The sequence below is a fragment of the Paenibacillus oceani genome, from assembly GCF_014705615.1.
Taxonomy (GTDB): domain Bacteria; phylum Bacillota; class Bacilli; order Paenibacillales; family NBRC-103111; genus Paenibacillus_AB; species Paenibacillus_AB oceani.
The window spans coordinates 77,644-104,299 of the sequence record NZ_JACXJA010000031.1; the positions used below are offsets into that span (position 1 = coordinate 77,644).

The following is a 26,656-nucleotide window of genomic DNA, read 5'->3' on the forward strand; positions in this document are numbered from 1 at the left end:
CGGGACTTCCAAGAGAAGTCCGGACCCGCGAATGTTTACCTGAAACCGCTCTTGCCCGAATTACTTGCTCAGCATCGATCGTCCGGTCATCTGCTCCGGCTTCGCCACCTGCAGCAGCTCAAGTATCGTCGGGGCGATATCCGCCAGGATGCCGTCGTTTCTTAGTGTAACAGATTTGTCGGTCACAATGAAAGGCACCGGATTCGTCGTATGCGCGGTGAACGGACGGCCGTTCTCGTCAAATACCATATCCGCGTTGCCATGGTCGGCTGTAATGATCGCGACTCCGCCTTTGGCAAGCACCGCCTCGACCACCTGGCCGAGACAATCGTCCGTCGCTTCGACCGCCTTGATCGTAGGCTCCAGCATGCCGGAGTGGCCGACCATATCCGGGTTGGCGAAGTTCAGGATGATCGCATCATGGTTCTCGGCTTCGATCTCTTTCACAGCCGCCGCAGCCACTTCATAAGCGCTCATCTCCGGCTTCAGATCGTACGTCGCTACCTTCGGCGAATTGATCAAGATCCGGGTCTCGCCCGGAAGCTCGACGTCGCGGCCGCCGCTGAAGAAAAACGTCACATGCGGGTATTTCTCCGTCTCGGCGATCCGGAGCTGCTTCAAGCCGTTTTGCACGAGCACCTCGCCCAGCGTGTTATCGAGGTCTTTCGGTTTGTACGCAACAAAGCCGCCTACGGTTTCACTGAATAACGTTAAACAAACGAAATACAAGTCCTGAGGGGCCCGGTCGCCCCGGTCGAAGCCGCGGAAGTCGCTGTTCGTGAACACTTGGGACAGCTGGATGGCACGGTCCGGACGGAAGTTGAAGAAAACGACCGCATCGCCCGATTCAACCAGTCCAGCCGGCTTGCCAGCCGCATCCGTAATGACCGTCGGCATGACGAACTCGTCATAAACCGACTTCTCGTACGATTCGGCGACCGCCTGCAAAGGATCGGTATACTGAGGACCTTCTCCATACACCATCGCGCGGTAAGACTTCTCGGTCCGCTCCCAGCGTTTGTCGCGGTCCATGGCGTAATAACGGCCTTGAACCGTGGCAATCGTGCCGATCCCGACTTTGGCGATGTGAGCTTGTACCCGCTCGATGTAGCCTTTCGCGCTGTCCGGAGCCACGTCGCGGCCGTCGAGAAACGCATGGATATAGACGTTGTCGAGCCCTTCCTTCTTCGCCAGGTCAATCAGCGCGAGCAGGTGCTCGATATGGCTGTGTACGCCGCCGTCGGACAGCAGTCCGTACAGATGAAGCTTCTTTCCTTGCTCCTTCGCATGCCGAACCGCACCGATAATCGTCTCGTTTTCGAAAAATTCGCCTTCACGGATCGACTTGGAGATCCGGGTCAAATCCTGATACACGATACGGCCTGCGCCGATGTTCAGATGACCGACCTCGGAGTTGCCCATCTGCCCTTCAGGAAGCCCTACGGCTTCGCCGCAGGCGGTCAGCGTCGTATTCGGATAGGTCGCCATGTAACGGTCGTAATTCGGCTTCTTAGCCTGCGCTACGGCGTTGCCTGCGGTTTGCTCCCGCAAGCCGAAGCCGTCCAGGATGATCAGCGCAACCGGTTTCGGTCTGGCCATCTTAGCGCGCCCCCTCGACGAGCTGGACATAAGAAGCCGGCTCCAGGCTGGCGCCGCCTACGAGTGCGCCGTCGATATCTTCTTTTTGCATAAATTCGCGGATATTGTTCGGTTTGACGCTGCCTCCGTATTGAATCCGCACTTTGCCCGCGACTTCGCCGCCGAACACTGCCGAGATTCTTTCGCGGATGTAGCCGATCACGTCAGCCGCATCTTGAGCCGTCGACGTTTTGCCCGTACCGATCGCCCAGATCGGCTCGTAAGCGACAACGACTTGTGCCGCCTGCTCCGCGCTAAGGCCCTGCAGAGCCGCTTCCGTCTGTACGCGGCAGACATCCTTCGTTTTGCCCGCTTCACGCTCTTCAAGGCTCTCCCCGACGCATACGATCGGCAAAAGTCCGTGCTTGAACGCCGCATGGACTTTTTTATTGACGTTCTCATCCGTCTCGGCGAAGTAAGCCCGGCGCTCGGAGTGGCCGATGATGACGTAGTCGACGCCCAGATCTTTCAGCATGGCGCCGCTGATCTCGCCCGTGAACGCGCCGCTGTCTTCCCAATGAAGGTTTTGCGCTCCGACTTTGAGCGTTGTGCCTTTCACAGCTTGGACCAGAGCCGGCAAGCTCGTATAAGGCGCGCAAATGACGCTTTCCACGCCGTCCACTTCCGCCTTGCCTTTCACTTCCTGAATGAATGCAGTCGCTTCGGCGACCGTTTTGAACATTTTCCAGTTGCCTGCAATAATCGGAGTTCTCATCGGATTTTCGAACGCTCCTCTCGAATGTAAAGTGGGGACGTCCCCTTGGTAAAACTACATGCTATATTCATCGTGATGCGCGAATGTGTATGTGAAATGTGAAAAGCGTAACGCCATTCTTACTTGTCGTTCAGAGCAACAACGCCCGGAAGCGCCTTGCCTTCCATAAATTCGAGCGATGCGCCGCCGCCGGTGGAGATATGATCCATCTTGTCCGCCAGGTGGAACTTCTCGGCTGCCGCTGCGGAGTCGCCGCCGCCGATTACGGTATAGCCTTGCGTAACCGCACAAGCTTCCGCGACCGCTTTGGTTCCGTTCAGGTACGGATTCAGTTCGAATACGCCCATCGGTCCGTTCCAGACGACCAGCTTCGATTTGGCGATGACGTCCGCGTACAGCTCGCGGGTTTTCGGTCCAATATCGAAGCCCTCCCAGTCCGCCGGAATTTCGTTGATCGGCACGACGCGGGTATTGGCGTTATTGCTGAAATCGTCCCCGATCACGATATCGACCGGCAGCATCAGATTGCAGCCTTTTTCCTTCGCTTTTTTCAGGAAGCCCAGCGCCAGGTCGAGCTTCTCGTTGTCGACGAGCGATTTGCCGATTTCGTAGCCTTGAGCTTTCAGGAACGTGTACGATAAACCTCCACCGATGAGCAGGTTATCGGCAATACCGAGCAGATGTTCGATCACGCCGATTTTGTCTTTGACTTTGGAGCCCCCGACGATCGCGGTGAACGGACGATCCGGGTTGTTCAGCGCTTTGCCCAGAACTTCCAGCTCTTTCTCCATCAGCAGTCCCGATACGGCCGGCAAATGATGCGCGATCCCTTCCGTGGATGCATGAGCGCGGTGAGCGGCGCCGAAAGCGTCGTTTACGTACAGCTCGGCCAGCTCGGCGAACGCTTTTGCCAGCTCCGGATCGTTTTTCTCTTCGCCTTCGTAGAAACGTACGTTCTCGAGCAGCAATACATCGCCGTCGTTCAGACTGGCGATTTGCGCCTTGACCGATTCACCGATCGCTTCATCCGATTTGACCACCGGTTTGCCCAGAAGTTCCGACAGACGTGCCGCTACCGGAGTCAGTCTCATCTCCTCGACGACTTGTCCCTTCGGACGTCCCAGATGGCTCGCGAGGATGACCTTCGCGCCTTGCTCCGTCAGAAAGCGAATCGTCGGCAGCGTCTCGCGGATGCGGGTATCGTCGGTAATTTGGCCGTTTTCCAGCGGTACGTTGAAGTCGACGCGGACGAATACTTTCTTGCCGGCCGTCTGAACGTCCCGAACGCTTTTCTTATTCATGGGAACTCCCCCTCTTGTAAAGTGTCTACCGTCAAACAAGGAGGCACACACAGGGAAAGAGGAGAATCGCTTCTCCCCTTCCCTTGCCTTCTTACGCGGGCGGAACGTACGAGAGCGTCCCGCCTGTAGCGCGGTTATTCGATATTACAGTCCTTTGCTGGCGATGAAGTGAGCCAGGTCTACGACGCGGTTGGAGTAGCCCCACTCGTTGTCGTACCAGGATACGACTTTCACGAGGTTGTCGCCTACGACCATCGTCGATAGCGCGTCGATCGTCGAGGAAGCCGGATCGCCGTTGAAGTCGCTCGATACAAGCGGCTCCTCGGTATAAACCATGATCCCTTTAAGCGGTCCGTTAGCCGCTTCTTTCAGAGCTGCGTTTACGTCGTCAACCGATACGTTTACTTTCAGCTCGGCCACGAGATCCGTTACGGATACGTTCGGAGTAGGTACGCGGAACGCCATGCCGTTCAACTTGCCTTTCAGCTCAGGCAATACGAGGGATACGGCTTTCGCTGCGCCTGTCGAAGAAGGAATGATGTTCTCGGCTGCTGCACGCGCACGACGCAAGTCTTTATGCGGCAGGTCAAGTACTTGCTGGTCGTTCGTGTACGAGTGAACGGTCGTCATCATGCCTTTAACGATGCCGAACTTGTCGTTCAGTACTTTGGCGAAAGGCGCCAGGCAGTTCGTCGTACAAGAAGCGTTGGAGATGATCGTATGTTTCGAAGGATCGTATTGGTCGTCGTTAACGCCCATAACGATCGTGATGTCTTCGTTCGATGCAGGTGCGGAGATGATAACCTTCTTCGCGCCGCCTTTCAGGTGAAGCTCGGCTTTTTCTTTCGCCGTGAAGATACCGGTCGATTCAACGACGATTTCAACACCTACGGAAGCCCAAGGCAGGTTGCCGGGATCGCGCTCTGCAAATACTTTGATTTCTTTGCCGTTAACGAACAGCGCGCCTTCGCCCGCTTCAACCGTTGCATTCAGACGGCCATGCGTCGTGTCGTATTTGAGCAGATGCGCCAGCGTGCTGACGTCCGTCAAGTCGTTGATTGCTACGATTTCTACGTTCTCATTGTTAAGCGCTGCGCGAAATACGTTCCGTCCGATACGTCCAAACCCGTTAATTCCTACTTTAACCATTGAAAAGTCCTCCTCGAGAGAAATGGAATCTTGTATGTCAAGACAAGCTTAGTGAGCTTGTCAAGATAACCTAGATAAACTTCAGCAGCTCGGTGGCCGCCGCTTCGTCCGTTACGAGCACATCCTCGTGTCCGAACTTCATAACCGCCGCGATCGCTTCGCCCTTGCTCTTGCCCCCGGCTACCGCGATGACGACTTCCGTCTCCTGGATGTCTTCCAGCCGCAGTCCGACCGTTTGCATCTTGTGCACGACATTGCCTTCGCGATCGAAGTAATAGCCGAACGCTTCCGCAAGCGCACCTTCTGCCATCAGCTCTTGAATCGTCTGGGAGTCTACCTTTCTCCGTCTCGCCATGACCATGGCGTCGCCGATTCCGTGAACGACGATCCGCGCGCTGCGAATAACCTCGACGATTTCCAGTATGTTCGGATCCTGCATGAGAGATACATAGGCTTCCTCGCCCAAATGATCGGGCACGTGCAGCAGCCGGTATTGTCCGCCTGCTTTCTTCGCCATCGTCGATGCGATCGAGTTCGCCTGCAGCTCGACGCTTTCGCCCAAACCGCCTCTTGCGGGTACGAACATGCAACCTTTCATCTGAACCGACGGGGTCAAAAAGTTCGCCACTTCCGCAAGCGTAGATCCGCCCGCCACAGCCACGACATCGTTTTTCGATGCGTATCTCCGCAGCGCGGCCGCTCCGGCCCGGCCCACTTCCTTCTTCGTCAGTTCGGATACATCCGAATCCCCCGGTACGATCACAACCTGGCGCAGCGAAAACCGCGTACGCAGCGTTTCCTCCAGATCGGACAACCCGAGCAGTTCCTTAACGATCGGCTCCATATCCTCCAGCAGCTGTCTGCCCGAGTCGCTGAGCTTCATCCCGGACGATTCCGTCTCGAGCAGTCCTTGCTCGCGCAGAAAATCGACCTCGCCCCGCAGCACCCGTTCGCTTAGCTCCAGATGAGTGGCCAAAGCGCGACGGCCCACAACTCCAGTCGTTGAAATATGATGCAAGATGGTGTAGCGTTTCTTCAAGACGTCCGTCAAATCCGGCAACAGCCTCTTTTGAATATCCAAAATCTGCCTCATGGATCGCGGACACACTCCCGAATCGGATTGCAGCTGGCGGGATTTTCATCGGGACATATTTCGTCCCGCACTTTCATTTTCCGTCCCGCAACTTCCACTTTATTATATGCATCTTTTTCTGAAAATGCAAGGCGACATTTGTTCGCATCTTTTGTCGAAACGGTAGGGCTTAAAAATTACCCGAAAGAAACAGCTTGCTTTTTTTTTATCGATGTCCTATAATAACCTTTGCGTCCGAAAAACAGTTATGACGCAAACAACAATATGCGCTCGTGGTCCAATGGATATGACGTAGGCCTCCGGAGCCTGAGATCAAGGTTCGATTCCTTGCGAGCGCGCCATATATGACACCGACAGACGTCCTTTGGACGTTTTTTTGCATTATAGGGCTTTCTTTCACGATTCGGCCTGCCCGCTTCAATCCAAGGTTTCAAATGTAGCCTCCAGTCCTGTTTATGGAGCGGGCTGCTCCTCCCTGCGATCCTTGGAGTATCCGGTGGGCTTGGCCTTATAAACTGCCAAACCAGTGGCTATACTGGAAAAGCAGCCGGAATAAACATCGTTTTAATTGATTTGACCTTTCTTGACCTTTAGCCCATTTTCCGTTATGATAGAGGTAGTTTCCACCCCGAGTGGACGATCCGTTTCAATTAAGGAGGCTTTAGCTATGAGTTTTATCCCTATGGTAGTCGAACAGGACGCACGCGGTGAACGCGGGTACGATATTTATTCCCGTCTGCTCAAGGACCGGATCATCTTCCTCGGCACGCCCGTAAACGACGCAATCGCCAATGCGATTATCGCCCAGATGCTGTTTCTGGCGGCGCAAGACTCGGATAAAGACATAAGCCTGTACATCAATAGCCCCGGCGGTTCGATTACGGCCGGTATGGCGATATTCGATACGATGCAATTTATTAAACCGGACGTATCCACGATCTGCGTCGGCATGGCCGCTTCGATGGGCGCGTTCCTGCTCGCCGCAGGCGCCAAGGGCAAGCGCTACGCGCTGCCGAACAGCGAAGTGATGATTCACCAACCGCTCGGCGGGGCCGAAGGCCAGGCCAGCGATATCGAGATCCGCGCGAAGCGCATCATCAAGCTGCGTGAGAAGCTGAACGGCATCTTGTCCGAACGTACGGGCCAACCGCTCGAGCGGATCGACAAGGATACCGACCGCGACTATTTCATGAGCGCGGAAGAAGCCGCCCAATACGGCATCATCGATAAAGTCGTCTCCAAAATTTAATCATTTCAAACTTCACTAACCCAGAAAAGAGCTCGCTGAACCGGACCGGTTTGGCGAACTCTTTTTTTATAGACTGGAATGGGCAGGAAGCGCCCATAAGAGCGGTTTACACCCTTTATTTTGTCCGAAACCCGCTCCAACGAAGACATAAGAGCGATTTGTAGCTGCTAATATCCGCGAAAAGAGTGCAGCCCCCACCAGTTGGTTGAAATAAGGGGTACGAACCACCTTTATTCGTCGCTGTTTCCCTCATATGCCGAAAATAGAGGCCGCTAAAGCGCTAAAGACTCTTATATTATTCAGTGCCTGCCTACCAAAAAAAGCCGGGAGCCGTTTAAGCTCCAGGCTATGGTTCGATTAATCGAGCGGATAGAAGATCAGGTTCATCGGGAATGCCGAACCGGCCGGCGGCGTAAATTCGATATCGAGCGATGGCTCTTCGCCTGTCGTTCTGGCGAGAATTTGCACGCTTTCGAACGCCGTAATGACACCGGACGGCGGCGCCAGTACGAATTCGCCATTAATTTTGAGCGGGCCTTTGAACGGACCTCCCCGCGCCTGCAGCAAGATCGCCATCTTCCGCGGCTTGTCCGAATGGATTTTGTAGACGACCCCGTAGTTGCCGTCATCGGTCACTTCCGCATTCAGCGTCGGGTCGATTCCCTTCTGCCACTCGTCGTAGTCGTTATCGCCGAAGATCAGCCGGGTCGGCTTCGTAAAGGCGCTTGCATCGATATCCCAACGTTTCTCGGTTACCGGGAACGTCCCCCGGATGTGCCCGTCTCCCGGCAGCTGCTTGTACAGCAGCGGATACGTGGAGGTCGGAGACTCGATGCTGGAATCGATCGCCATGAAGGAAAATTCGATCAGACCGTCGGTTTCTACATCGTATATGACGTTAACGCCTTGTCCCGGCAGGAATTCCGGCATTTGCACATACACCCGGGATTGCCCCGGCGGCACTTCCAGCTCCCGGCTTGTCGGATCGGCGAGCAGAAACTCGACCGATGCCTCATGGCCGATCAGATTCGCATAAATCGACGGATACACTTCGCCTTTGTTGGTCGTTTTGACTTTGACCGGCTTCGTGCCCGGGTTTGTAGCCATAATAACGAACTGCACTTTCTCATCCGAACCGTTAATATGATCCGCATACAGCCGCGCTTTGCCCTGTACCTTGTCCGCATACAGAATGCCCTTGTCCTCGAACGTCTCCGGGCTGTCGCTGACGAGCAGCTTGCGGGAGCGGTCTTCGGTCACCTTCTTCTCGAAGGCCGGCAAATCGTTGAAGTACGCATACACTTCCGTCCAGTTCGTCGGTACGAGCGTCTGAAGCGGGTAGACGTGAAGCTTGTAGTCCATCGGAGACTTGTACATCACTTCCGAGCTGATCTGAATGTAGCGGGAATATGTCTCGCTGACGAGCCCTTTCCCGTCCTTGACCTTCAGCGTGATCAGATGTTTGCCTGATGAGAAGAAAGCTTCCTCCTTGCCCGCCCACTCGTACACGAGCCCTTCGGCGTCCGGATCGTAGCTCAGGTCGATATACTGGATCGGCTCACCGATTTTGTACACGGGCTTCCCGAATGTAAACCTGGCGACCGGACGGGAGTTCCCGTCTTTGTCGACGATCGACGGCGGCCGTTTGACATACGTGATCTCCAGCCGTTTCTGCTCGGCATTAAACGTGTACTTGGCTCCGAAAAAGTCCATCAGCCAGCTTTCCTTCACCATCAACTTGTCGTTGAACATCCGGGCGACAGAGTCGAACGGCAAGTACACGCCATTAATAAATACCGACTTGTTCACCGAGTCCAGCTCGATGACCGCCCGGGACGTCTTCACTTCCACCCGGTGCGACTTATCGTTCCATTTCACTTCAAACCCCATCTTCTCGCCCAAAAACTTGATCGGCACAAACCGCATGTTGCCGTCTTTCAAGACCCCCGGCGTGTCCAGATCCACCTTGGCCGAATCGACGTAAGCGACCGGCTCATCCAAGTGCAGCCAGATGTTCATCGTGGTCGTAGATACTCCCCCCGCTCCGGATACCGGAACGACAGCCGCCGCCATAAGCACGCACAGCAAAGCAAGCCCCATCCACTTGCGCAAACCTCTCCTGTTCAACTTCTCTCTCCACTCTTTCTATGTATAATGTAGGTTGTCTGTACATTTAGACGCGATGCAGGGAGAAAGGTTGCACGTAATTTTTAAAGGTTTATTTGCCGCCGACACGCCAAAAAAGCCTCCTCGATAAAAGGAAGCTTTCGGATATTTCGGATGAAGCGGCGGGCCGGTTTACGGCCCGGGGAGAACGTCTTATTGGTTCTCCAGTTCTTCTTTGCCGACCAGGGCGACTAAAGCGGTTACAGCCTGTTCTGCGTCCGAACCTTCCGCGCTGATGTGTACTTCCGTGCCGGAGCTGATGGCCAGGCTCATAATGCCCATAATGCTTTTGGCATTTACTTTCTTATCGTCCTTCTCGACGAAAATTTCCGACGAAAACTTGTTCGCTTCTTGGACAAACAATGCCGCCGGTCTTGCGTGCAATCCCGTTCTCAGTCGTACGACTGCTGGACGTCTGGTCATGTAACCGATACCCCCTACATCTTATGATCAACGTTCCGTTGAAATTCGTTATTGACATATTATATCATTTATTACCGAACAGTTAAAGGAAAGTTCCCCATGATTTCAAACTGTTCAGGAATTTCTCATTTTTTCGGCGAGTTCGTCCAGCTTGCGGAGTCTGTGATTCACTCCGGACTTGCTGACACTGCCCTTCAGCAGCTCCCCGACTTCCTTCAGATTCATATCCGGGTGAAGCAGGCGAACCTCCGCCACTTCCCTCAGTTTCTCCGGCAAATTCTCCAGACCCAGCTCTTGCTTCAAATACCGGATATTCTCGATTTGTCTGACGGCCGCCCCAATCGTCTTATTCAAATTGGCCGTCTCGCAGTTGACGATCCGGTTGACCGAGTTGCGCATATCCTTCATGATGCGGACGTCTTCGAATCGCAGCAGCGCCTGATGCGCGCCGATCAGATTCAAAAACTGGATAATCTTCTCGCCTTCCTTCATATAAAACACGTACCCTTTTTTTCGTTCGATGCAGCGCGCGTTCAAGTGAAACTTGTTGGCCAGCTGACACAAGGCGTGGCAGTGCTCCTCGTACATCGAAGCGATCTCGAGGTGATACGAGGAACCCTCGGGATTGTTGACCGAACCTCCGGCCATGAAGGCCCCCCGCAAATACGCTCGCTTGCAGCAGTTGCCGCGCACGATCCGCCGGTCGATGCCCGGGGTAAACTGAAACCCTTCGGATACGATGCGGAGGCTGCCAAGCACTTCCTGAACCTGATTCGGCACTCGGACGATATATACGTTGTTTTTTTTGAGTCTCATCTTTTTGCGGACGAGCAGCTCGGTATGAAGGTTGAAATTTTTCTTGATCAGCATATAAATACGCCGGGCGATGGCCGCATTTTCAGTGGAGATGTCAAGCACGATGCGCTGGTTCGTCAGCTGGACGGTCCCGTTCATCCGGATGAGCGCTGCCATTTCCGCTTTCTCACAGCACTCCTCGGCCTCAACCATGGTCAGCTCTTTTTTCGTTTGCGCCGCAAAAGACATCCCTTGTCACCTCTTTCGCACCATCCAGCTTTCCACCAGTTGAAAAATATGGTGGCTCAGCCTCGCCGCGTCATGGCGCAAGTAAGTCCGGAACAGAACAAGCCGGTCGGCGATCACCTTGTAACCCCGTCGGGTCACTTCCTCCATATCGAGGTGTACCGCTTTCGCGCCTTTCTCCGCATACTTGCTCTGAACTTGCGGCGGAATTTCTCCATTATTCACGATGACATAGTCGAACAGATGGTGTCCCACATGATCGTATACGGCCTGCAAATGGTCGCTGACCGTAAAATCGTCGGTTTCACCGGGCTGTGTCATCACGTTGCAGACAAAGATTTTGACCGCCTCGGAACGCATAATCTCTTCCGCCAGCTTAGGGACGAGCAGATTCGGCAAAATGCTCGTATACAAGCTTCCCGGGCCGACCAGAATCGCGTCCGCCTCACGGATCGCCTCCACCGCTTCTTCGAGCGGTGAAACGTCCGCCGGTTCGATGAATACCCGATTAATTTTTCCTCCGGCGTTCGGAATATTCGACTCGCCTTCAATAATCGTCCCGTCCTTCATCTCGGCCTTCAGGATAATCTGGTGATCGCTTGCCGGCAGCACGCGGCCCCGGACAGCAAGCACCCGGCTGAGCTCCTTGACTCCGGTTACGAAATCGCCGGTAATATCCTTCATCGCGGCCAGCATCAGATTGCCCAGACTGTGCCCGGCGAGGCCCGCTCCGCTCGAGAACCGGTGCTGAAGCAGCTTCGACAGCAGCGGCTCTACGTCAGCCAAGGCGATCAGCACGTTGCGAATATCGCCCGGAGGCGGGATTTGCAGCTCGTTGCGAAGCACACCGGAGCTTCCTCCGTCGTCCGCCACCGTGACGATCGCCGTAATATCGAGAGGCTTCTCCTTCAGTCCCCGGAGCATGACGGACAGACCGGTACCACCACCAATGACGACAATTCGGGGAAGGCTGCCCTCCTGCACATTTTCGCTCATCGGCTCACCTCGGGACGGCGATCCCGATCCGCGTCCCGATGACTGATCCGCGTCACTTCGGTTTCGCTGCTGCCGAGCATTTTGCCCAAGTATTCGGCGATTGCCACTGAACGGTGCTTGCCTCCCGTACAGCCGATCCCGACGACAACCTGGCTTTTGCCTTCCTTCGCATACTGCGGGATGAGAAATTGGAGCAAATCGATCAGTTTCGTCAGAAACTCCTGCGTCTCGCTCCATTTCATCACATAATCGTAGACGTCCGGATCAAGACCGGTGTTCGGTCTCAGGTGTTCCACATAATGCGGATTCGGCAAAAAACGGACGTCGAAAATAAGGTCGGCGTCAATCGGGATTCCGTACTTAAATCCGAAGGAAATCACGTTAACCGAGATGCTTCCTTTACCCATGCTCGTAAATCGGGAAATAATCCGTTCCTTCAACTCGGCCGGCTTCAGACTGCTCGTATCGATCACTTGATTGGCCATGCCTTTGAGCTCTTCAAGCAGCTTGCGCTCGAGATGGATGCCGTCCAGCGGAAGTCCGTCCGGAGCGAGCGGATGACGGCGGCGGCTTTCCTTGTAACGCTGAACGAGCGTCGAATCGGTAGCGTCCAGGAACAGGATTTCGTACGTAATCGTATAGTTTTCCTTGATCGTGCGCAGCGATTCGGACAACGAAGTAAAAAATTCGCGTCCCCGCAGGTCGATGACGAGGGCCACTTTGCCGATCCGTCCCTTGGACTGGTCGATCAACTCCGCGAACTTCGGGATGAGTACGGGAGGCAAATTGTCCACGCAGAAAAAGCCGAGGTCTTCCAGACTTTGCACCGCGATCGTTTTCCCCGCTCCCGACATGCCCGTAATGATGACTAGTCTTGCAACGTTCGCCATGTCCTCCATACGTTTCCCCTCCCATCGCTTGAGAGAACCGCCGGGCGCTGCGGACGCTCTATTCTCTCTATTAGAGGTTGTTCATAAAGCCCATTTCCTAGCTTCATCCGATCTTCTCGGTGCTGAAAACCGGACTTATTGAACTCGCTCTACTACTGTATGAGGCTTACTTCAAATTTAATCCGGCCGCTCCCACAACACCCGCGTCGTTTCCAAGCGTAGCCGGAACGATATCAACACCTTGAGCGAACACTTCAGGAACGTTCTGAACGTACACTTTGCGGATCTCATCGAACAAAATATCGCCGGCTTTGGATACGCCGCCGCCAATGACAAACCTTTGCGGATTCAATACAACCGCCACAGCCGCCATCGCTTTGCCCAAATAATACGCTGCCCGCTTCACGATGCGGATCGCCACTTCATCCCCGTCTTTGGCCGCATCGAATACGTCCTTCGCCGAGATTGTTTCATTCAGCGATAGCGAAGTCGCTTCGCCGCGGCCAACTGCATCCTTGGCCATCCGGACGATGCCTGTAGCAGACGAAACCGTTTCCACACAGCCCAGCTGGCCGCATCCGCACTGGATCGCTTCCAGGTCGGGAACGACCTTAATGTGACCCAGCTCCCCGGCCATTCCCCGGAAGCCTTGATAGATCCGGCCGTCGATAATAATGCCGCCGCCTACCCCCGTTCCAAGCGTGAAAGCAACGATATGTTTGAGGCCTGCGCCCGCTCCGCTCCAAGCTTCTCCGAGCGCCGCCACGTTTGCGTCATTGTCCAGCGCTACCGGAAGCCCAAGTCGCGATTCCAGCTCGCTCTTCACGGCAACGTCTTTCCATTTCAAGTTCGGTGCGAACAGGACGACTCCGTTTGCCAAATCGATAAATCCGGCAATTCCAGCTCCAACGCCGGCCACCTGTTCCCACTGGTAGGTCGAGTCGGACACGATCTTCTTTACATATTGCGCAATACGGTCAAGCACCGCTTCGGGACCGTCTTCTGCTCCAGTAGGCCCTTCATAAGTGTGAAGCAGCTTACCTTGCTCGTCGCAAATGCCCACCTTAATATTGGTGCCGCCCAAATCCACTCCGACATAAATCTTCTCCGACATTCCCAATGTCACCTCAACCGAAATTGTATTCTACTGTTCCAACTATAAGCCAACCCACCTATTAGGTCAAGTAAAGCGGGAGGCTCCAAAAGGGCGGAAAAGTCCGTCTCCGCACCCGTGCAACTATTGGAAAAGGAAAAGGGAGAACCCGGGTTCTCCCTACGATTCGTTGTCCAATTACAGCGACTTGCTCCAGTCGTGAACCGCGTTTCCTTCCAGAAACTTCTCGCAATCGAGCGCCGCCATACAGCCGCTGCCCGCTGCCGTAATCGCTTGGCGGTACTTGTGATCCTGCACGTCTCCGCAAGCGAACACGCCGGGCACGTTGGTCTCGGACGTTCCTGGAGTAACGAGCAGATAGCCGATCTCGTCGGTTTTCAGCTGGCCGTTAAGGAATCGCGTATTCGGCGTATGCCCGATCGCTACGAAGATACCGTCCGTCTCGATGATCTCTTCCACTCCGGTCGTGCTGTCTTTCACTTTCAGGCCCGTAACTCCCTTGTCGCCCGACACGACTTCGACCGGAGCCTTGTTCAAGCTCCAAGTAATCTTCGAGTTTTCGCGGGCGCGGTCCTGCATGATTTTGGAAGCGCGAAGCTCGTCGCGGCGATGCACGATGCGTACTTCGGTAGCGAAGCGGGTCAGGAAGTTCGCTTCTTCCATCGCGGAGTCTCCGCCGCCGACCACGATAATCTTTTTGCCGCGGAAGAAAAATCCGTCGCAGGTGGCGCAGGTGCTGACGCCGCGTCCCATGCTTTCCTTCTCGTTAGGAATGCCGAGCAGCTTGGCTGATGCTCCGGTGGATATAATAAGCGTCTCGGCAACAAGCTCCTCGCCGCCTTCGATCTTCAGCTTGAACGGACGGTTCGACATGTCGACCTCGTTCACCCAGCCGGTGCGGAATTGCGCGCCGAACCGTTCGGCCTGCTTGCGCATATTATCCATCAGCTCAGGACCCATGATGCCTTCCGGAAAGCCCGGGAAATTTTCTACTTCCGTCGTCGTGGTCAGCTGTCCGCCCGGCTCCGGTCCTTCGATAACGAGCGGATTCAGGTTGGCCCGAGCCAAATAGATAGCGGCTGTAAGTCCCGCAGGACCTGTGCCGATTACAATCGTTTTGTACATGCTTATTCTCCTCCTTCGCTTCCTGCTTGTGATTGGCTGTATATCCCCTTCAAACGCATGGGGTTGGATCAGAACGGCTCCGAGCTGGTCAGCTTCGGAAAGATCGCGTCCATTTTTTCTTTAAGGCCGCAGGCGACGTCGATTACTTTGACGTTTTTGCTTACGGTGGTGACGGATACGCCGTAACGGATTGCGACTTCATGGTAAGAGATCGCTCTGCGGTGCATTTTGGCCGTCAAATATTCCAGCGCGGCGGCCCAGCCTTCCACTTTGCCGATTCGGGGAGCGTCCGGGTACACCCGGGTTAGAAACTCTACCCATAGCGTCTCCAAGTCGTGCTGTTGAATCATGTCGTACCGTTTATCCATTTTTCGGAGGGCGGCTTCCATGACATCCTGCCACTTGTCCTTCCACACCGGCAGATGCGGCGACCATGGCGAAGACTGCAATGGCGTCTCCCGGCCGTCCAGATTGACGTAGATCGGCTCCTTCGCGCGCATGCTGCGCAGCACGAAGATAGCGACCTTCTTTAAATATTCGTCTTCCTCCGGATCGAGCAAAAATTCGCGAAGCGCGTCCTCCACCTCGCTGTCGGCAATAATGCCGAACGCCTGAATGACTTGAAGCTTCGTCTCTACGTCGCCATGCCGCAGTGCCCAGAAAAACGAAGAACGCACGAGCGGGTCCCGCTTCAGATGATCGGGAATGCCGTCCGTCGCTGTCTCCAGCACGCGAAACTGCTCTTCGAACGGTAGATGGTAATGATAACCGACCGATTTCTTATTCCCTGCTTCCGCATCCCTCAACTGAGTCAAGTAATACCGGGGAATATCCGTGCCCGGATCGAGCTTCTCGACGGTCCGCCACAGCTTCTCCGCTTCGGCGTATTTGCCGATATTATAAGCCGCCACCGCGGTGTAGTGATAAAGACAAGGATCAAGACCGGACTCGCCGGATTTGAGCAGTCGCCGGAACAACCGGTGGGCGGTTTCGTGCTCGGATAGTATGCCCATTGTCGTCGCCAGCTTGAAGATGTGATCATGGTGCATCGGATACGTTTTCCGCAAGCTTACGAGCAGTTCGCCGAGTTCCTCCCGGTTCCCGCTATGCTGGTGGAAGATGGCGAGGTTGCACAAGGCGTGCAAATTCCCCGGGTCCAGCTCCAGCACTTGATGGATCGACGTCATCGCTTTGTCGAACAAGCCCATATAATAATAGGCAAGCGCGAGATTGTTGCGGGCGGCCATAAAGTCCGGCGACTTTTTCACCAGCTTCTCGAGAATGCGCACCGCCTCGGAAAATTTGCCTTCTTCCAGCAGCGTACGCGCCCGGTCATGCTCAAACAGCCCTTCCCTGCTTTTGATCGAGGTGAGCTTCGTCGGCCGTTCCAGCTCATATCCGAGCAGGTCCATCATTTCTTCCGCTTCGTCCAGATACTGGCCGTTCGGATCGTGTTCCAAATAATAAACGAGCGCCTCTTCGGCCGCTTCGTAGTTTTCCATGTTGGCGTAATTGTTTGCCATATAAAAATAACATTCCGTCATGGACGGATCGATTTGTTCGACAATATGCTGCAGAATCCGGTTCGATTCCTCATAATCGCCCGTTTCCGACAATACGCCGGCCAGGTTGCAATGGTTGACCGGATTATCCGGTTCGAACTCGACGGCCCGCCGGAAGTATTTCAACGCCTTATCGTAACGGTGACGGTCCAAAGACTGGACGGCTCTTTCGAAAAAGAACGTGGCATCCATTTCGACCGTGATGACGTTGCGCTTTTTCGTCTTGGCCACATGCTTTTTCTTTGCCATACTTCAGACACCTCCGGCAACTCTACTTATTACCTCAAAGTATAACACACATCCGGCGAGTTTACCTACTGCTTTGCTGGCATTTCGCGGCGGCGTCCGGCCGGAGGTCGGCCTGATTGCAATAGGCGAGCCTTACACGCCGCCGTATTTGAACAGCGTGCTGATCGATCCGCCCTCGCGGATGATCCGTATGGCGTCGGAGAACAAGTGGGCGAGCGACAGCACTTTGAACCGCTCCGGATGTCCGTCCGGAAGCGCGATCGAATCGGTAATGACCACTTCCCGGATATTCGGGTGATCCAGCCGCTGAAGCGCCGGTCCCGAGAAGATCGGATGCGTCGCACAGACGAAGCAGTCCTCCGCTCCCCGTTCCTTGAGACCTTCCACGACTTTAATAATCGAATTGCCGGTGTCGATCATGTCTTCAATAATGATCGGAGTGCGGCCTTCCACGTCGCCGATGACGTGCGTAATCGTCGCTTCGTTGTGGGCATGGCGCTTCTTGATCATGATCGCGAACGGAGCGTTGAGAATGTTCGCCAAATTTTCGGCGGTAGACGCACGTCCGACGTCCGGAGAGACGACGACCGGGTTCGGAATCTTTTTGTTGCGGATATAATCGCTGATCAGATCCAGCGAGGTCATGTGGTTAACCGGTATATTAAAGAAGCCCTGAATGGCCGGCGCATGCAGATCGACCGTCACGATGCTGCTGGCGCCCGCGGTCGTCAACAGATCGGCTACCAGCTTGGCCGATATCGGTTCGCGAGGAGCGGCTTTGCGTTCCTGTCTGGAATAACCATAGTACGGGATGACAAGGTTGATCGTTCTGGCGGATGCCCTCTTAGCCGCATCGATCATAACAAGCAGCTCTACGAAATGATCGTTGATCGGATGCGAGAACGTCTGTACCAGGAAGACGTCGCAATTTCGGACCGACTCCTCGTACAGGCAGTACACTTCGCCGCTCTTGAAGCGGGAAAGCTTGATTTGACCGAGCGGAATACCCAGTTCGGCGCAGATGCTTGCGGCGAGCTTCGGATTGGACGATCCGGAAAAAATTTTACAATTGTCCTTGTACATGGTTACCTCCTAGAAATGGTTGAAGCCTTCCAGCACGTTTCATCAATTATTAACTTGTTTCGACAATACCCAGGCGTGCCTGTCCAAGCACTATTATACTCCCTCGACAAGTTTTTTCAAAAGCTTTCAGTTCCGCATTTCATCAATTCGTCACAAATAGCCCTGTTTTACTTCCAAATCCGACCGAAAAAAAGTCAAGTTTAAGCATCTTCTGGAAATAAAGGCGAATCCACCGGCTGGACTGCGCATCTTCCTTAGTCGGTTAGCATCTCCATCCCGGCCCGGATTACGTATCGGATATAAGAAAAGCTTCTAAACGAAGCCTTTTCCACGACGCAGCCCCCTGCGTAAGAGGTCGCTTTCCTAGGTTCAAAATGTCTCGATTCGCTTTAACACTTTAGCGAACTCAAACTTTCTGGCGTAAATCGTAAAAAAACACCCACCCTTACTCCATAATGACAAGTCTCGGGTGGGATCGTCCTATTCGATACGTTTCAGGCTCAACTGATCGCGTAATCGCTTTTTTGTTTCATATACCGGCGCTCGAGCTCTCCGAGCAGGTCGTCGAGCGGCAGCTTCTGCTCGCGCAGCAGCACCATCAGATGGAAGATCAGGTCGCTCGCTTCATAGCGTAGCTCTTCGTGGCTGCGGTTTTTGGCTGCGATGATCACTTCGCCCGCTTCTTCGCCGACTTTCTTCAATATTTTATCGACGCCTTTCTCGAACAAATACGTCGTGTACGCCCCTTCCGGACGTTCCGCGTCGCGCTGGGCGATCGTCGCCTCCAGCTTCTCGAGAATCTCGAACCGGTTCTTCGGCTCGGAAGTTGCCTCGCTTCCTTCCGCTCCGCTCACACCCGCGACATTATAGAAGCAGCTGTACTTGCCGGTATGGCAAGCCGGCCCCGTCTGCTCCACCGTCACGAGCAGCGTATCGCCGTCACAGTCGTAGCGCAGCGAGCGAACCTTCTGGATATGTCCGGATGTCGCCCCTTTATGCCACAGCTCCGAACGGGAACGGCTCCAAAACCAGGTTTCCCCGGACTCGGCCGTAAGCTTCAGCGATTCCCGGTTCATGTAGGCGAGCATGAGCACTTCCTTGCTGACCGCATCCTGCACGATAGCCGGAACTAGCCCCGCCTCATCCCATTTGATCGCATCCGCCAGCTGTTCAGATGTTTGACCGCTCATCGGACCTCCACTCCTTTGCCTCTCAGATCGTCCTTAACCTCTTGAATCGTCATCTCTTTATAGTGAAAAATCGTCGCGGCAAGTCCGGCGTCGGCTTTGCCTTGCGTGAAAACGTCGTAGAAATGCTCCTTGCTTCCCGCTCCGCCTGAGGCGATAACCGGAATGCCGAGGCTTTCCGATACCGCCTTCGTCAGCGCCAGGTCGAAGCCGTCCTTCGTACCGTCCGCATCCATGCTCGTCAGCAGAATCTCCCCCGCTCCAAGCGCTTCCGCCTGCTGCGCCCATTCGAGCGCCTTGATGCCCGTCGCATTGCGTCCGCCGTGCGTGTACACTTCCCATTCGCCCCAAGACTCGTTGTACTTGGCGTCAATCGCGACGACGATACATTGCGATCCGAATTTGGACGCGCCCTCTTCGATCAGACGCGGATTTTTGATCGCGGCCGTGTTGATCCCGATCTTGTCCGCGCCTGCGCGCAGAAGCCGCTTCATATCGTCCGTGCTGGAGATGCCGCCGCCGACCGTGAACGGAATCGTAATCTCCCCTGCCGTTTTCTTCACAACCTCGATCATCGTCGCGCGTCCCTCCACCGAGGCGGAGATATCGAGAAATACGAGTTCGTCCGCGCCTTCCCGGTCATACACGGCCGCAAGCTCGACCGGATCGCCGGCATCCCGCAGGTTGACAAAATTGACGCCTTTTACGACCCGTCCGTCCTTCACGTCCAGACAAGGTATAATCCGTTTCGCCAGCATAGTCTCTTCCCCCCGCTTTTCTTCCATAGTGAACTGACAACACTTCTCTCCCCGTCAAGGCAATCTGCCCTCACCGGATAAAACGGATAAACAGCCGACGTCGTCAGCGGCAAAGCTTCAGGAACCGCTCCAGCAGCTTCATGCCGAGATCACTGCTCTTCTCCGGATGAAACTGCATCCCGTACACGTTACCCCGTCCGACAATCGCCGTGACCGCCTGGTAATAATCCGTCGTAGCGAGCAGATCGTTCGTTTCCTCCGGAATGACATGGTACGAGTGGACAAAGTAAACGTGTCCTTCCTCCAGCCCTTCCAGCAATGGCGAGGAGCGGCGGAACGACAACCGGTTCCAGCCCATATGCGGCACTTTGTAAGGCCCGCGGAAGCGGACGACTTTGCCTGGCAGCAAATTCAGCCCGTTATGCTGCCCGTGCTCCTCGCTTTCGGTGAACAGCAGCTGCATCCCGAGGCAAATGCCCAGCAGCGGCTTGCCGCTAGCGGCGTACTCCAGCACCGTTTCCTTCAACCCGGTCTCGCGAAGATTGCTCATCGCGTCGCCGAATGCACCGACACCCGGGAGCACCGCCCCGCTTGCAGACAGGATAACCTCAGGATCGGACGTTACGACCGCTTCAAACCCTAACCGCTCGACCGCTTTGCTTACGCTGTGCAAATTCCCCATGCCGTAATCGATAATGGCGATCACGCGTTAGAGCACTCCCTTCGTAGACGGAACGCCCTGAACGCGCGGATCGATCGTGGTCGCCTCGTCAAGCGCACGGCCCAGCGCCTTGAAGATCGCCTCCACCATATGGTGCGTATTGCTACCGTAATGGACGATAACGTGCAGCGTCACTCGGGCTTCGAGCGCGAATTTCCACAAAAATTCGTGTACGAGCTCCGTCGTAAAGCTGCCTACCTGAGCGGAAGGGAACTCCGCCCGGTATTCAAGGTGAGGACGGTTGCTGATGTCGACCGCCACCTGGGCCAGCGCTTCGTCCATCGGCACGAATACGTTCGCATAACGCTTAATCCCCCGCTTGTCGCCGAGCGCTTCGCGGAACGCCTGGCCGAGGCAGATGCCCATATCCTCCGTCGTATGGTGATCGTCGATCTCGATGTCGCCGTCGGCTTCGATCCGCAGATCGAACAGTCCGTGCTTCGTAAACAGGTCCAGCATATGGTTCATGAAATGGACATCGCTCTGAATCTCCGAAACCCCGGTACCGTCCACATTGAAAGCCAGCTTAATATTCGTTTCGTTTGTCTTCCGTTCGATGGCCGCCGTACGCGTTGGCCGATTCGCCGTATCGCTCATGTGCGCTTCCCTTCCTTTTCCAATCGAATTTGAACCGCCCTCGCGTGGGCTTCCAAGCCTTCGTGCTTCGCCAGCGTGATGATGTCCTCGCCGCTGCGCAGCAGCGCTTCCTTGCTGTAATGAATGACGCTCGACTTCTTCAGGAAGTCGTCGACGTTCAGCGGCGATGAGAACCGTGCCGTGCCGTTCGTCGGCAAAATATGGTTCGGTCCTGCATAATAGTCGCCTACAGGCTCCGTGCTGTACGGTCCGAGGAATATCGCGCCGGCATTTTCGATTCGCCCGAGCATGCCGAACGGCTCGCGGACGAGAATCTCCAGATGCTCCGGCGCCAGCCGGTTCGAGGTGGCGACCGCTTCCTCCTCGCTGTCCGCCATCAGGATCGCGCCCCGCTCGCGGATGGAGCGCTCGGCAATTTCTTTGCGCGGGAGCGACTCGAGCTGGCGGGCTACCTCTGCCTGAACCGACTCGGCGAGCGATTGCGAAGTGGTGACGAGGATGGATGACGCCATCTCGTCATGCTCCGCCTGCGACAGCAGGTCGGCGGCGATATAAGCCGGGTCGGCGCTATCGTCGGCAAGCACCAGGATCTCGCTCGGGCCGGCGATACTGTCGATATCGACTACGCCGTACACGTACCGCTTCGCGAGAGCGACGTAGATGTTGCCCGGCCCGACGATCTTATCGACAGGCGGGATCGTAGCGGTGCCGTAGGCCAGTGCCCCGACCGCCTGAGCGCCTCCGACCCGGTACATTTCGCGAATGCCGGCTTCCGCCGCCGCGACCAGAATATACGGATCGATCCCTTCCTTGCCTCCCGTCGATGCCGGGGTCACCATCACGATCTCGGGCACTCCGGCCACTTGCGCCGGGATCGCGTTCATCAGCACGGACGACGGGTACGCCGCTTTGCCGCCCGGCACGTACAGTCCGACGCGCCGCAGCGGCCGGATGATCTGGCCGAGCGTCGTTCCGTCCGGCTGCACATCCATCCACGACGTACGCTTCTGCTTCTCGTGGAAGCTGCGGATATTGGCCGCCGCCCGTCTGAGCGCCTCGATAAACCGCGGCTCCACACGGTCATAAGCGGCCAGGATCTCCTGCTCCGTGACACGGAGCTGACCGGCCTCCAGCTTTACCCGGTCGAACCGCTCCGTATACCGCAGCACCGCGGCGTCTCCCTCCGTACGAACGGCATTCAAAATCTCGTTAACCGCTGCATTCTGCTCCGGCGAGCCGTATTCCACTTCCCTCGCCAGCTTGAATTCGTTAGCCTTCATGATGCGCACGTTGCCAGCCTCCTTTCGTTCATCGTACAGCCGCAGCGTTAATCGCCGACTGCAGCCGGTCGCACAGCTGCTGCACCGCTCCGTTTTTCATCCGGTAGCTGACCCGGTTGGCGACGAGACGGCTCGTGATATCCGCTATTTTCTCCAGCTCCACCAGTCCGTTTTCCCGGATCGTATTGCCGGTCTCGACAAGATCGACGATCCGGTCCGCGAGGCCGATCAACGGCGCCAGCTCGACGTTCCCGTTCAGCTTGATCACTTCGACCTGCTGGCCCTTCTCGCGGAAATATTGCGATGCGACATTCGGAAACTTGCTCGCCACCCGCGGATTGAGCACCGGCTTCCAATCCGGCAGCCCGATGACCGAAAACCGGCAGCGCGCGATGCCCAGATCCAGCAGCTCGTACACGTTACGGTTCTCTTCCATCATGACGTCTTTCCCGGCGATTCCGATATCGGCGACCCCGTACTCTACGTACGTCGGCACATCGGCAGGTTTTGCCACTATAAATTCCATGCCCATCTCGTGAGCGGGAATAATAAATTTCCGGGAGTCGTCCAGATCTTCCGGCAGCGGCATGCCCGCTTCCTGAAACAGCCGGTGAATATGCTTGACGATTCTCCCTTTCGGAATCGCTACCTTCAACAGGTCCTGCATCTCAACCATCCTTTCGTCAACCAAACTCGATGACTTCGCTGTACGCTTCGAGATTTACCGGACTGGCCGCACGCTCTGTCAAGCTAGGACGGGAACCGTCCTTCTTGTCCGCATCCACGCGCAGCGTCTCCACCATCACATTCGGTCTGCTCCGCAGCTCCTGGGCATGCGCGAGCGCCTCTCCAACCTTCCGGGGGGTATACACCACGAGCACCCGGTACAGCTCCTCGGCCGGATCGCACACGGCGACCTCCAGCATCCGGTTCGTCTTCAGGGCAAATCCGGTCGCAGCCGCCGGACGGTCGAACTGCTTCAGCAGATTGTCGTACCGGCCCCCGCTGCAGACGGGGAAGCCGAGATCCGCCGCATATCCTTCGAACGTCATCCCCGTGTAATAAGTAAAATCGCCGATCATCGTCAGATCGATCAGCACATGCTCGCTGACTCCGTACGCTTTCAGCACATCCCAAACCTCGCACAGATGCTGAATCGCATCCTGCGCCATCCGGTCGAGCGACAACCCTCTCGCCTGTTCGCATATTTCCTGACCGCCGCGCAAGCGCAAGATGCCCTCCAGCTCGGAGCGAATGCCGTCTTCAAGTCCGTATCCGGCAAGCAAGTTCCGGTAGCCGACGTGATCCCGCTGCAGCAGCCGTTCCTTAAGCGCGCTTTGCTCCTCGTCGCGTCCGGACAGCGCCTCCTGGAACAAGCCGTTCAAAAATCCGACGTGCCCGATCGCGATTTTGAAATCGCGTACGCCCGCCGCCTTCAGGCAAGCGATCGCCAGCGCGACCACTTCCGCATCCGCATCGGCGGAGCCGTCTCCGACCAGCTCGACTCCGGTTTGGAAAAACTCCGCTTCCCGCCCCGCTTCCTCCTCGAAAGCCCGAAAAACGTTCGAATGGTAGGAAAGCCGCAGCGGGAACGGATGATCCTTCAGCAGCGATCCGACAACGCGTGCGATCGGTCCGGTCATTTCCGAGCGGAGCACGACCGTCGTCCCTTTTTTGTCCAGCAGCTTGAACAGTCTCCGGTCGGTCGTAGAGCTTGCCACTCCTACCGTGTCGTAATATTCCAATGTGGGCGTTATGATTTGGCGGTACCCCCACTTGTGCATGCATTCCAGCACATTCGTCTCGATGCGGCGCAGCTTGGCGACCGTATCCGGCAAATAATCTTTTACGCCAGTCGGCTTTTCAAATACTTTTGGCTTTGACATGGGCCACTCCCCTTTTCCCCGACAGTTGTATCGTTTTCCCCCGCGCAATGTCGCTTTATCGCGTTAATGTATTACCAATCTACCATGCTAACAAAATAAAGTAATTTATCTGATAGTGTACCACGGACGCTCTACAGCGTCAATTGCAGGTTACTTGACCGCTGTCTTTTTAAAGCCCATCATTCGGAGCTGTTTTCTTTCTGTTTGGCCCTCTCTTGATCTCGTTTAAGCGCCTCTTGGATGTAGTCTCTGCCCGGCAGCTTGCTGTTTATATGCAGCAGCAGGAGTATAATGATAATTAATAAGATTACAATCAGGATCGTCATCCATATGTCCCCCTTGTTTGCTGTAACCAACCGTCTTTTGGACCGTTTTAATAAGGGATAGAACGATTCGGCCTCTTTAACGTATTACCAATAAGGATATACTACATCCAAGGAGTGACTGCATATATGGAACCTGATCTGACTCAGCGGCTTCACCCGGATTCGATCAAAGCTTCCCGCATTAGCGCAATGATCTTGAACGGTCTGCTGTTCCTCCTGTCGGCCGCTTATCTGGTCGCGGCAAGCCGGTGGGACTGGATACTGCTACCCGGCTGGATCGCCCTCGGTCTGTTCGCCCTGACGTTTGTCGTCTTTGTTTGGATCGTTCCGACTGTGGAATTCCGCCGTTTCGCCTATGAAGTGTTCGAGGAGGAGCTGGAGATCCGCTCCGGACTTCTCTTTATCAGCAACGTACTTGTTCCGATGGTACGGGTGCAGCACGTCGAGATCGAGAGCGGGCCGCTGATGCGGAATTACGGGCTGGCTGAAGTGAAAGTCGTCACCGCGGCGACCACTCACCGGATCAGCGGTCTGAAGCAGGACGATGCGGAACGGTTGAAACGGCGCATAGGTGTGCTGGCGAAAGTGGTGGACGACGATGAATGAGACGCGCCGGCTGCACCCCGTGTTTATTTTATTTACAACCGTTCAATGGATTAAAGCGATGCTCCCGCTAATTATTCTCATTCTCTTCAAAGACATTGACTGGAGCAATCCTCACTGGGCCGTGTACACCGTTGCTCCAGTACTTCTGATCGTGCTGATCGTTTTCGGCGTGTTGCAATGGAAAAAATTCGTTTATGTGCTTGAAGACGACAAAATCGCAATTCGCAAAGGGGTCTTATTCCGCGAGGAAAAGTCCATCTATTTCGGCCGCATTCATTCCGTCAACACCGAACAGCCTCTGCTCCAGCGGCTGCTGGGCGTCGTTCAATTGAAGATCGAGACGCCCGGCGGCAAAGCCGATTCGGACGGAGTATTACCTGCGGTGGCTGTCGCGGACGCTGAGCGGTTGCAGCTCTGGCTCCGCGAAGCGAAAGCTGCCGCGGATCGTCATCCTGACCACGTCTCCGCCGAGAAGCCGGAGCTTGGCGACGCTTCTGCCGATGCTGCTGACAGCAGCCTGAGAGAGCCGAGCGATACGGATTCGGCTGCCGCCCCGATCGTCCGTCTATCGGCCGGTCAACTGGCAAAAGCCGCTTTTACCTCCATGAACATCGGACTCGTTTTCGTGTTTATTGCCGGCGTCATGTCATTTGCCGACGACTTGCTACCGCAGCGGTTTTCCGATCGGATCTTCGAAGAAGCGACCGCCCTGATGCCTTCCGGCTGGGCGATCGTAATCGCCGTCCTGATCGGTTTGTTGCTCGCTTGGCTCTTATCCGTCGTCCTTTATGTCGTTAAATATGCCGGCTTTACCGTCACCCGCCAAGGCGAACAAATCGCGGTCACTTACGGTCTGCTGGAGAAAAAGAAACATCTCTTCTCGCCCGAACGCGTCCAGGCGGTTATGGTCAAGGAAGGCTGGCTGCGACAAGCGCTCGGATACGGTCAGATGGAGCTCCGGGTCGTCGCTTCCGCCAAAGAAGACAAACTGATGTTCCATCCGCTTTTTCGAATGAGCGAGCTGCCCCGTATAATAGAAGCGTTTCTGCCTCAATTTGCCGCAACGCCGATCGAAGCACGGCCGCCGAAGCGGGCTTTCTTGTATTACATCCGGATCGAACTGCTCCTGGCTGCCCTACTGAGCGCAGGACTCATCGCCTACTTTCGCATTCCCGGCATGTGGTCGCTTCTGCTGCTTCCGCTTGTTACAGCTTGGGCCACGAGACGATTCCTCGATTCCGGCATGACGTTGACGGACAAGCAGCTTACGATCCAGAACCGGTTGATCACCAAGACAACCTGTTACGTGCGCAGACCTCAGATCATGTCGCTGCAAGTGAAAGGGTCCGTCACCCAACGCAAGAAGCGGGTGATGACGCTCAAAGTGAATCTGATGGGTCATACCGGAGACAATACGTGGAGTGTCGAACATATCGACAAGCAGGATATTGACCGGGTATGGAGCTGGTACAGCAGAAGGGTCTGACGCCTCGCGCCAGAC

Annotated in this window: 25 protein-coding genes and 1 tRNA gene; 4 read left to right on the plus strand and 22 right to left on the minus strand. The window is 55.5% G+C overall.

Going from position 1 to position 26,656, the window contains the following annotated elements; all coding sequences use genetic code 11:
- Nucleotides 1-60: 60 nt before the first annotated feature.
- From gpmI to IDH45_RS21940, 5 genes are all read right to left on the minus strand, one after another.
- Nucleotides 61-1,599, minus strand: a complete 1,539-nt coding sequence (gene gpmI / locus IDH45_RS21920; RefSeq protein WP_190930274.1) for a 2,3-bisphosphoglycerate-independent phosphoglycerate mutase — start codon at nt 1,597-1,599, stop codon at nt 61-63.
- 1 nt (nt 1,600) lies between these two features.
- Nucleotides 1,601-2,353 (minus strand): triose-phosphate isomerase, encoded by a 753-nt coding sequence (tpiA, locus tag IDH45_RS21925; protein WP_190930275.1) that lies wholly within the window; start codon nt 2,351-2,353, stop codon nt 1,601-1,603.
- A 119-nt stretch (nt 2,354-2,472) separates the two neighbouring features.
- Nucleotides 2,473-3,654 (minus strand): phosphoglycerate kinase, encoded by a 1,182-nt coding sequence (locus IDH45_RS21930; RefSeq protein WP_190930276.1) that lies wholly within the window; start codon nt 3,652-3,654, stop codon nt 2,473-2,475.
- A gap of 144 nt (nt 3,655-3,798) precedes the next feature.
- Nucleotides 3,799-4,803, minus strand: coding sequence for a type I glyceraldehyde-3-phosphate dehydrogenase (gap, locus tag IDH45_RS21935; RefSeq protein WP_190930277.1), 1,005 nt, complete (start codon nt 4,801-4,803; stop codon nt 3,799-3,801).
- Between the two features lie 70 nt (nt 4,804-4,873).
- Nucleotides 4,874-5,896: a sugar-binding transcriptional regulator gene (locus tag IDH45_RS21940; RefSeq protein ID WP_190930278.1), complete on the minus strand. Its 1,023-nt coding sequence runs from the start codon at nt 5,894-5,896 to the stop codon at nt 4,874-4,876.
- A 266-nt stretch (nt 5,897-6,162) separates the two neighbouring features.
- Between IDH45_RS21940 and IDH45_RS21945 the strand changes: the two genes are divergently transcribed.
- Both IDH45_RS21945 and clpP read left to right on the plus strand, forming a co-directional pair.
- Nucleotides 6,163-6,237 (plus strand) — tRNA-Arg (locus IDH45_RS21945).
- Between the two features lie 326 nt (nt 6,238-6,563).
- On the plus strand, nt 6,564-7,145 hold the full coding sequence (clpP, locus tag IDH45_RS21950) for an ATP-dependent Clp endopeptidase proteolytic subunit ClpP (RefSeq protein ID WP_190930279.1): 582 nt from the start codon (nt 6,564-6,566) through the stop codon (nt 7,143-7,145).
- A 357-nt stretch (nt 7,146-7,502) separates the two neighbouring features.
- Here clpP and IDH45_RS21955 read toward each other — a convergent pair whose 3' ends face one another.
- The 17 genes from IDH45_RS21955 to IDH45_RS22035 form a co-directional block, all read right to left on the minus strand.
- Complete coding sequence (locus IDH45_RS21955) at nt 7,503-9,272, minus strand: stalk domain-containing protein (protein ID WP_223836869.1); 1,770 nt, start codon at nt 9,270-9,272, stop codon at nt 7,503-7,505.
- A gap of 192 nt (nt 9,273-9,464) precedes the next feature.
- A complete protein-coding gene (locus tag IDH45_RS21960) occupies nt 9,465-9,734 on the minus strand; it encodes an HPr family phosphocarrier protein (RefSeq protein WP_110842828.1) in 270 nt (89 codons plus the stop codon).
- A gap of 114 nt (nt 9,735-9,848) precedes the next feature.
- Nucleotides 9,849-10,778, minus strand: coding sequence for a DNA-binding protein WhiA (whiA, locus tag IDH45_RS21965; protein WP_190930280.1), 930 nt, complete (start codon nt 10,776-10,778; stop codon nt 9,849-9,851).
- A gap of 6 nt (nt 10,779-10,784) precedes the next feature.
- Nucleotides 10,785-11,771, minus strand: coding sequence for a gluconeogenesis factor YvcK family protein (locus IDH45_RS21970; protein ID WP_190930281.1), 987 nt, complete (start codon nt 11,769-11,771; stop codon nt 10,785-10,787).
- Nucleotides 11,768-12,670 (minus strand): RNase adapter RapZ, encoded by a 903-nt coding sequence (rapZ, locus tag IDH45_RS21975; RefSeq protein ID WP_190930282.1) that lies wholly within the window; start codon nt 12,668-12,670, stop codon nt 11,768-11,770. Before rapZ ends, IDH45_RS21970 begins: the two co-directional genes overlap by 4 nt.
- Before the next feature lie 157 nt (nt 12,671-12,827).
- Nucleotides 12,828-13,775: an ROK family glucokinase gene (locus tag IDH45_RS21980; RefSeq protein WP_190930283.1), complete on the minus strand. Its 948-nt coding sequence runs from the start codon at nt 13,773-13,775 to the stop codon at nt 12,828-12,830.
- 177 nt (nt 13,776-13,952) lie between these two features.
- Entirely contained in the window at nt 13,953-14,900 is a 948-nt protein-coding gene (gene trxB, locus IDH45_RS21985; RefSeq protein ID WP_190930284.1) for a thioredoxin-disulfide reductase, read from the minus strand.
- A 68-nt stretch (nt 14,901-14,968) separates the two neighbouring features.
- Nucleotides 14,969-16,711, minus strand: coding sequence for a tetratricopeptide repeat protein (locus IDH45_RS21990; RefSeq protein ID WP_190930285.1), 1,743 nt, complete (start codon nt 16,709-16,711; stop codon nt 14,969-14,971).
- A 132-nt stretch (nt 16,712-16,843) separates the two neighbouring features.
- Nucleotides 16,844-17,794 carry a ribose-phosphate diphosphokinase gene (locus IDH45_RS21995; protein ID WP_190930286.1) on the minus strand — a complete coding sequence of 317 codons (951 nt, stop codon included), beginning with the start codon at nt 17,792-17,794 and terminating at the stop codon, nt 16,844-16,846.
- A gap of 500 nt (nt 17,795-18,294) precedes the next feature.
- Nucleotides 18,295-18,984 (minus strand): bifunctional phosphoribosyl-AMP cyclohydrolase/phosphoribosyl-ATP diphosphatase HisIE, encoded by a 690-nt coding sequence (gene hisIE, locus IDH45_RS22000; protein ID WP_190930287.1) that lies wholly within the window; start codon nt 18,982-18,984, stop codon nt 18,295-18,297.
- Nucleotides 18,981-19,739: an imidazole glycerol phosphate synthase subunit HisF gene (gene hisF, locus IDH45_RS22005; RefSeq protein ID WP_190930288.1), complete on the minus strand. Its 759-nt coding sequence runs from the start codon at nt 19,737-19,739 to the stop codon at nt 18,981-18,983. Before hisF ends, hisIE begins: the two co-directional genes overlap by 4 nt.
- Nucleotides 19,740-19,842: 103 nt before the next feature.
- Nucleotides 19,843-20,445, minus strand: coding sequence for an imidazole glycerol phosphate synthase subunit HisH (gene hisH, locus IDH45_RS22010; protein ID WP_190930289.1), 603 nt, complete (start codon nt 20,443-20,445; stop codon nt 19,843-19,845).
- Between the two features lie 3 nt (nt 20,446-20,448).
- Nucleotides 20,449-21,057: an imidazoleglycerol-phosphate dehydratase HisB gene (gene hisB, locus IDH45_RS22015; protein WP_190930290.1), complete on the minus strand. Its 609-nt coding sequence runs from the start codon at nt 21,055-21,057 to the stop codon at nt 20,449-20,451.
- Complete coding sequence (gene hisD / locus IDH45_RS22020; protein WP_223836875.1) at nt 21,054-22,337, minus strand: histidinol dehydrogenase; 1,284 nt, start codon at nt 22,335-22,337, stop codon at nt 21,054-21,056. The genes hisB and hisD overlap by 4 nt, the downstream gene beginning before the upstream one ends.
- 28 nt (nt 22,338-22,365) lie before the next feature.
- A complete protein-coding gene (gene hisG, locus IDH45_RS22025; protein ID WP_190930292.1) occupies nt 22,366-23,004 on the minus strand; it encodes an ATP phosphoribosyltransferase in 639 nt (212 codons plus the stop codon).
- A gap of 16 nt (nt 23,005-23,020) precedes the next feature.
- On the minus strand, nt 23,021-24,223 hold the full coding sequence (locus tag IDH45_RS22030) for an ATP phosphoribosyltransferase regulatory subunit (protein ID WP_190930293.1): 1,203 nt from the start codon (nt 24,221-24,223) through the stop codon (nt 23,021-23,023).
- Nucleotides 24,224-24,402: 179 nt separating this feature from the next.
- Entirely contained in the window at nt 24,403-24,549 is a 147-nt protein-coding gene (locus IDH45_RS22035; RefSeq protein WP_190930294.1) for a hypothetical protein, read from the minus strand.
- Between the two features lie 126 nt (nt 24,550-24,675).
- Between IDH45_RS22035 and IDH45_RS22040 the strand changes: the two genes are divergently transcribed.
- Nucleotides 24,676-25,155, plus strand: coding sequence for a PH domain-containing protein (locus tag IDH45_RS22040; protein WP_190930295.1), 480 nt, complete (start codon nt 24,676-24,678; stop codon nt 25,153-25,155).
- Nucleotides 25,148-26,641, plus strand: a complete 1,494-nt coding sequence (locus IDH45_RS22045) for a PH domain-containing protein (protein WP_190930296.1) — start codon at nt 25,148-25,150, stop codon at nt 26,639-26,641. Before IDH45_RS22040 ends, IDH45_RS22045 begins: the two co-directional genes overlap by 8 nt.
- The last annotated feature ends 15 nt before the right edge of the window (nt 26,642-26,656 follow it).

Excerpts from the sequence above, each read along its gene's own strand:
- gpmI (WP_190930274.1), bottom strand. The coding sequence starts at position 1,599 with ATGGCCAGACCGAAACCGGTTGCGCTGATCATCCTGGACGGCTTCGGC.
- tpiA (WP_190930275.1), bottom strand. The coding sequence starts at position 2,353 with ATGAGAACTCCGATTATTGCAGGCAACTGGAAAATGTTCAAAACGGTC.
- IDH45_RS21930 (WP_190930276.1), bottom strand. The coding sequence starts at position 3,654 with ATGAATAAGAAAAGCGTTCGGGACGTTCAGACGGCCGGCAAGAAAGTA.
- gap (WP_190930277.1), bottom strand. The coding sequence starts at position 4,803 with ATGGTTAAAGTAGGAATTAACGGGTTTGGACGTATCGGACGGAACGTA.
- IDH45_RS21940 (WP_190930278.1), bottom strand. The coding sequence starts at position 5,896 with ATGAGGCAGATTTTGGATATTCAAAAGAGGCTGTTGCCGGATTTGACG.
- clpP (WP_190930279.1), top strand. The coding sequence starts at position 6,564 with ATGAGTTTTATCCCTATGGTAGTCGAACAGGACGCACGCGGTGAACGC.
- IDH45_RS21960 (WP_110842828.1), bottom strand. The coding sequence starts at position 9,734 with ATGACCAGACGTCCAGCAGTCGTACGACTGAGAACGGGATTGCACGCA.
- whiA (WP_190930280.1), bottom strand. The coding sequence starts at position 10,778 with ATGTCTTTTGCGGCGCAAACGAAAAAAGAGCTGACCATGGTTGAGGCC.
- IDH45_RS21970 (WP_190930281.1), bottom strand. The coding sequence starts at position 11,771 with ATGAGCGAAAATGTGCAGGAGGGCAGCCTTCCCCGAATTGTCGTCATT.
- rapZ (WP_190930282.1), bottom strand. The coding sequence starts at position 12,670 with ATGGAGGACATGGCGAACGTTGCAAGACTAGTCATCATTACGGGCATG.
- IDH45_RS21980 (WP_190930283.1), bottom strand. The coding sequence starts at position 13,775 with ATGTCGGAGAAGATTTATGTCGGAGTGGATTTGGGCGGCACCAATATT.
- trxB (WP_190930284.1), bottom strand. The coding sequence starts at position 14,900 with ATGTACAAAACGATTGTAATCGGCACAGGTCCTGCGGGACTTACAGCC.
- IDH45_RS21990 (WP_190930285.1), bottom strand. The coding sequence starts at position 16,711 with ATGGCAAAGAAAAAGCATGTGGCCAAGACGAAAAAGCGCAACGTCATC.
- IDH45_RS21995 (WP_190930286.1), bottom strand. The coding sequence starts at position 17,794 with ATGTACAAGGACAATTGTAAAATTTTTTCCGGATCGTCCAATCCGAAG.
- hisIE (WP_190930287.1), bottom strand. The coding sequence starts at position 18,984 with ATGAGCGGTCAAACATCTGAACAGCTGGCGGATGCGATCAAATGGGAT.
- hisF (WP_190930288.1), bottom strand. The coding sequence starts at position 19,739 with ATGCTGGCGAAACGGATTATACCTTGTCTGGACGTGAAGGACGGACGG.
- hisB (WP_190930290.1), bottom strand. The coding sequence starts at position 21,057 with ATGAGCGATACGGCGAATCGGCCAACGCGTACGGCGGCCATCGAACGG.
- hisD (WP_223836875.1), bottom strand. The coding sequence starts at position 22,337 with ATGAAGGCTAACGAATTCAAGCTGGCGAGGGAAGTGGAATACGGCTCG.
- hisG (WP_190930292.1), bottom strand. The coding sequence starts at position 23,004 with ATGCAGGACCTGTTGAAGGTAGCGATTCCGAAAGGGAGAATCGTCAAG.
- IDH45_RS22030 (WP_190930293.1), bottom strand. The coding sequence starts at position 24,223 with ATGTCAAAGCCAAAAGTATTTGAAAAGCCGACTGGCGTAAAAGATTAT.
- IDH45_RS22035 (WP_190930294.1), bottom strand. The coding sequence starts at position 24,549 with ATGACGATCCTGATTGTAATCTTATTAATTATCATTATACTCCTGCTG.
- IDH45_RS22040 (WP_190930295.1), top strand. The coding sequence starts at position 24,676 with ATGGAACCTGATCTGACTCAGCGGCTTCACCCGGATTCGATCAAAGCT.
- IDH45_RS22045 (WP_190930296.1), top strand. The coding sequence starts at position 25,148 with ATGAATGAGACGCGCCGGCTGCACCCCGTGTTTATTTTATTTACAACC.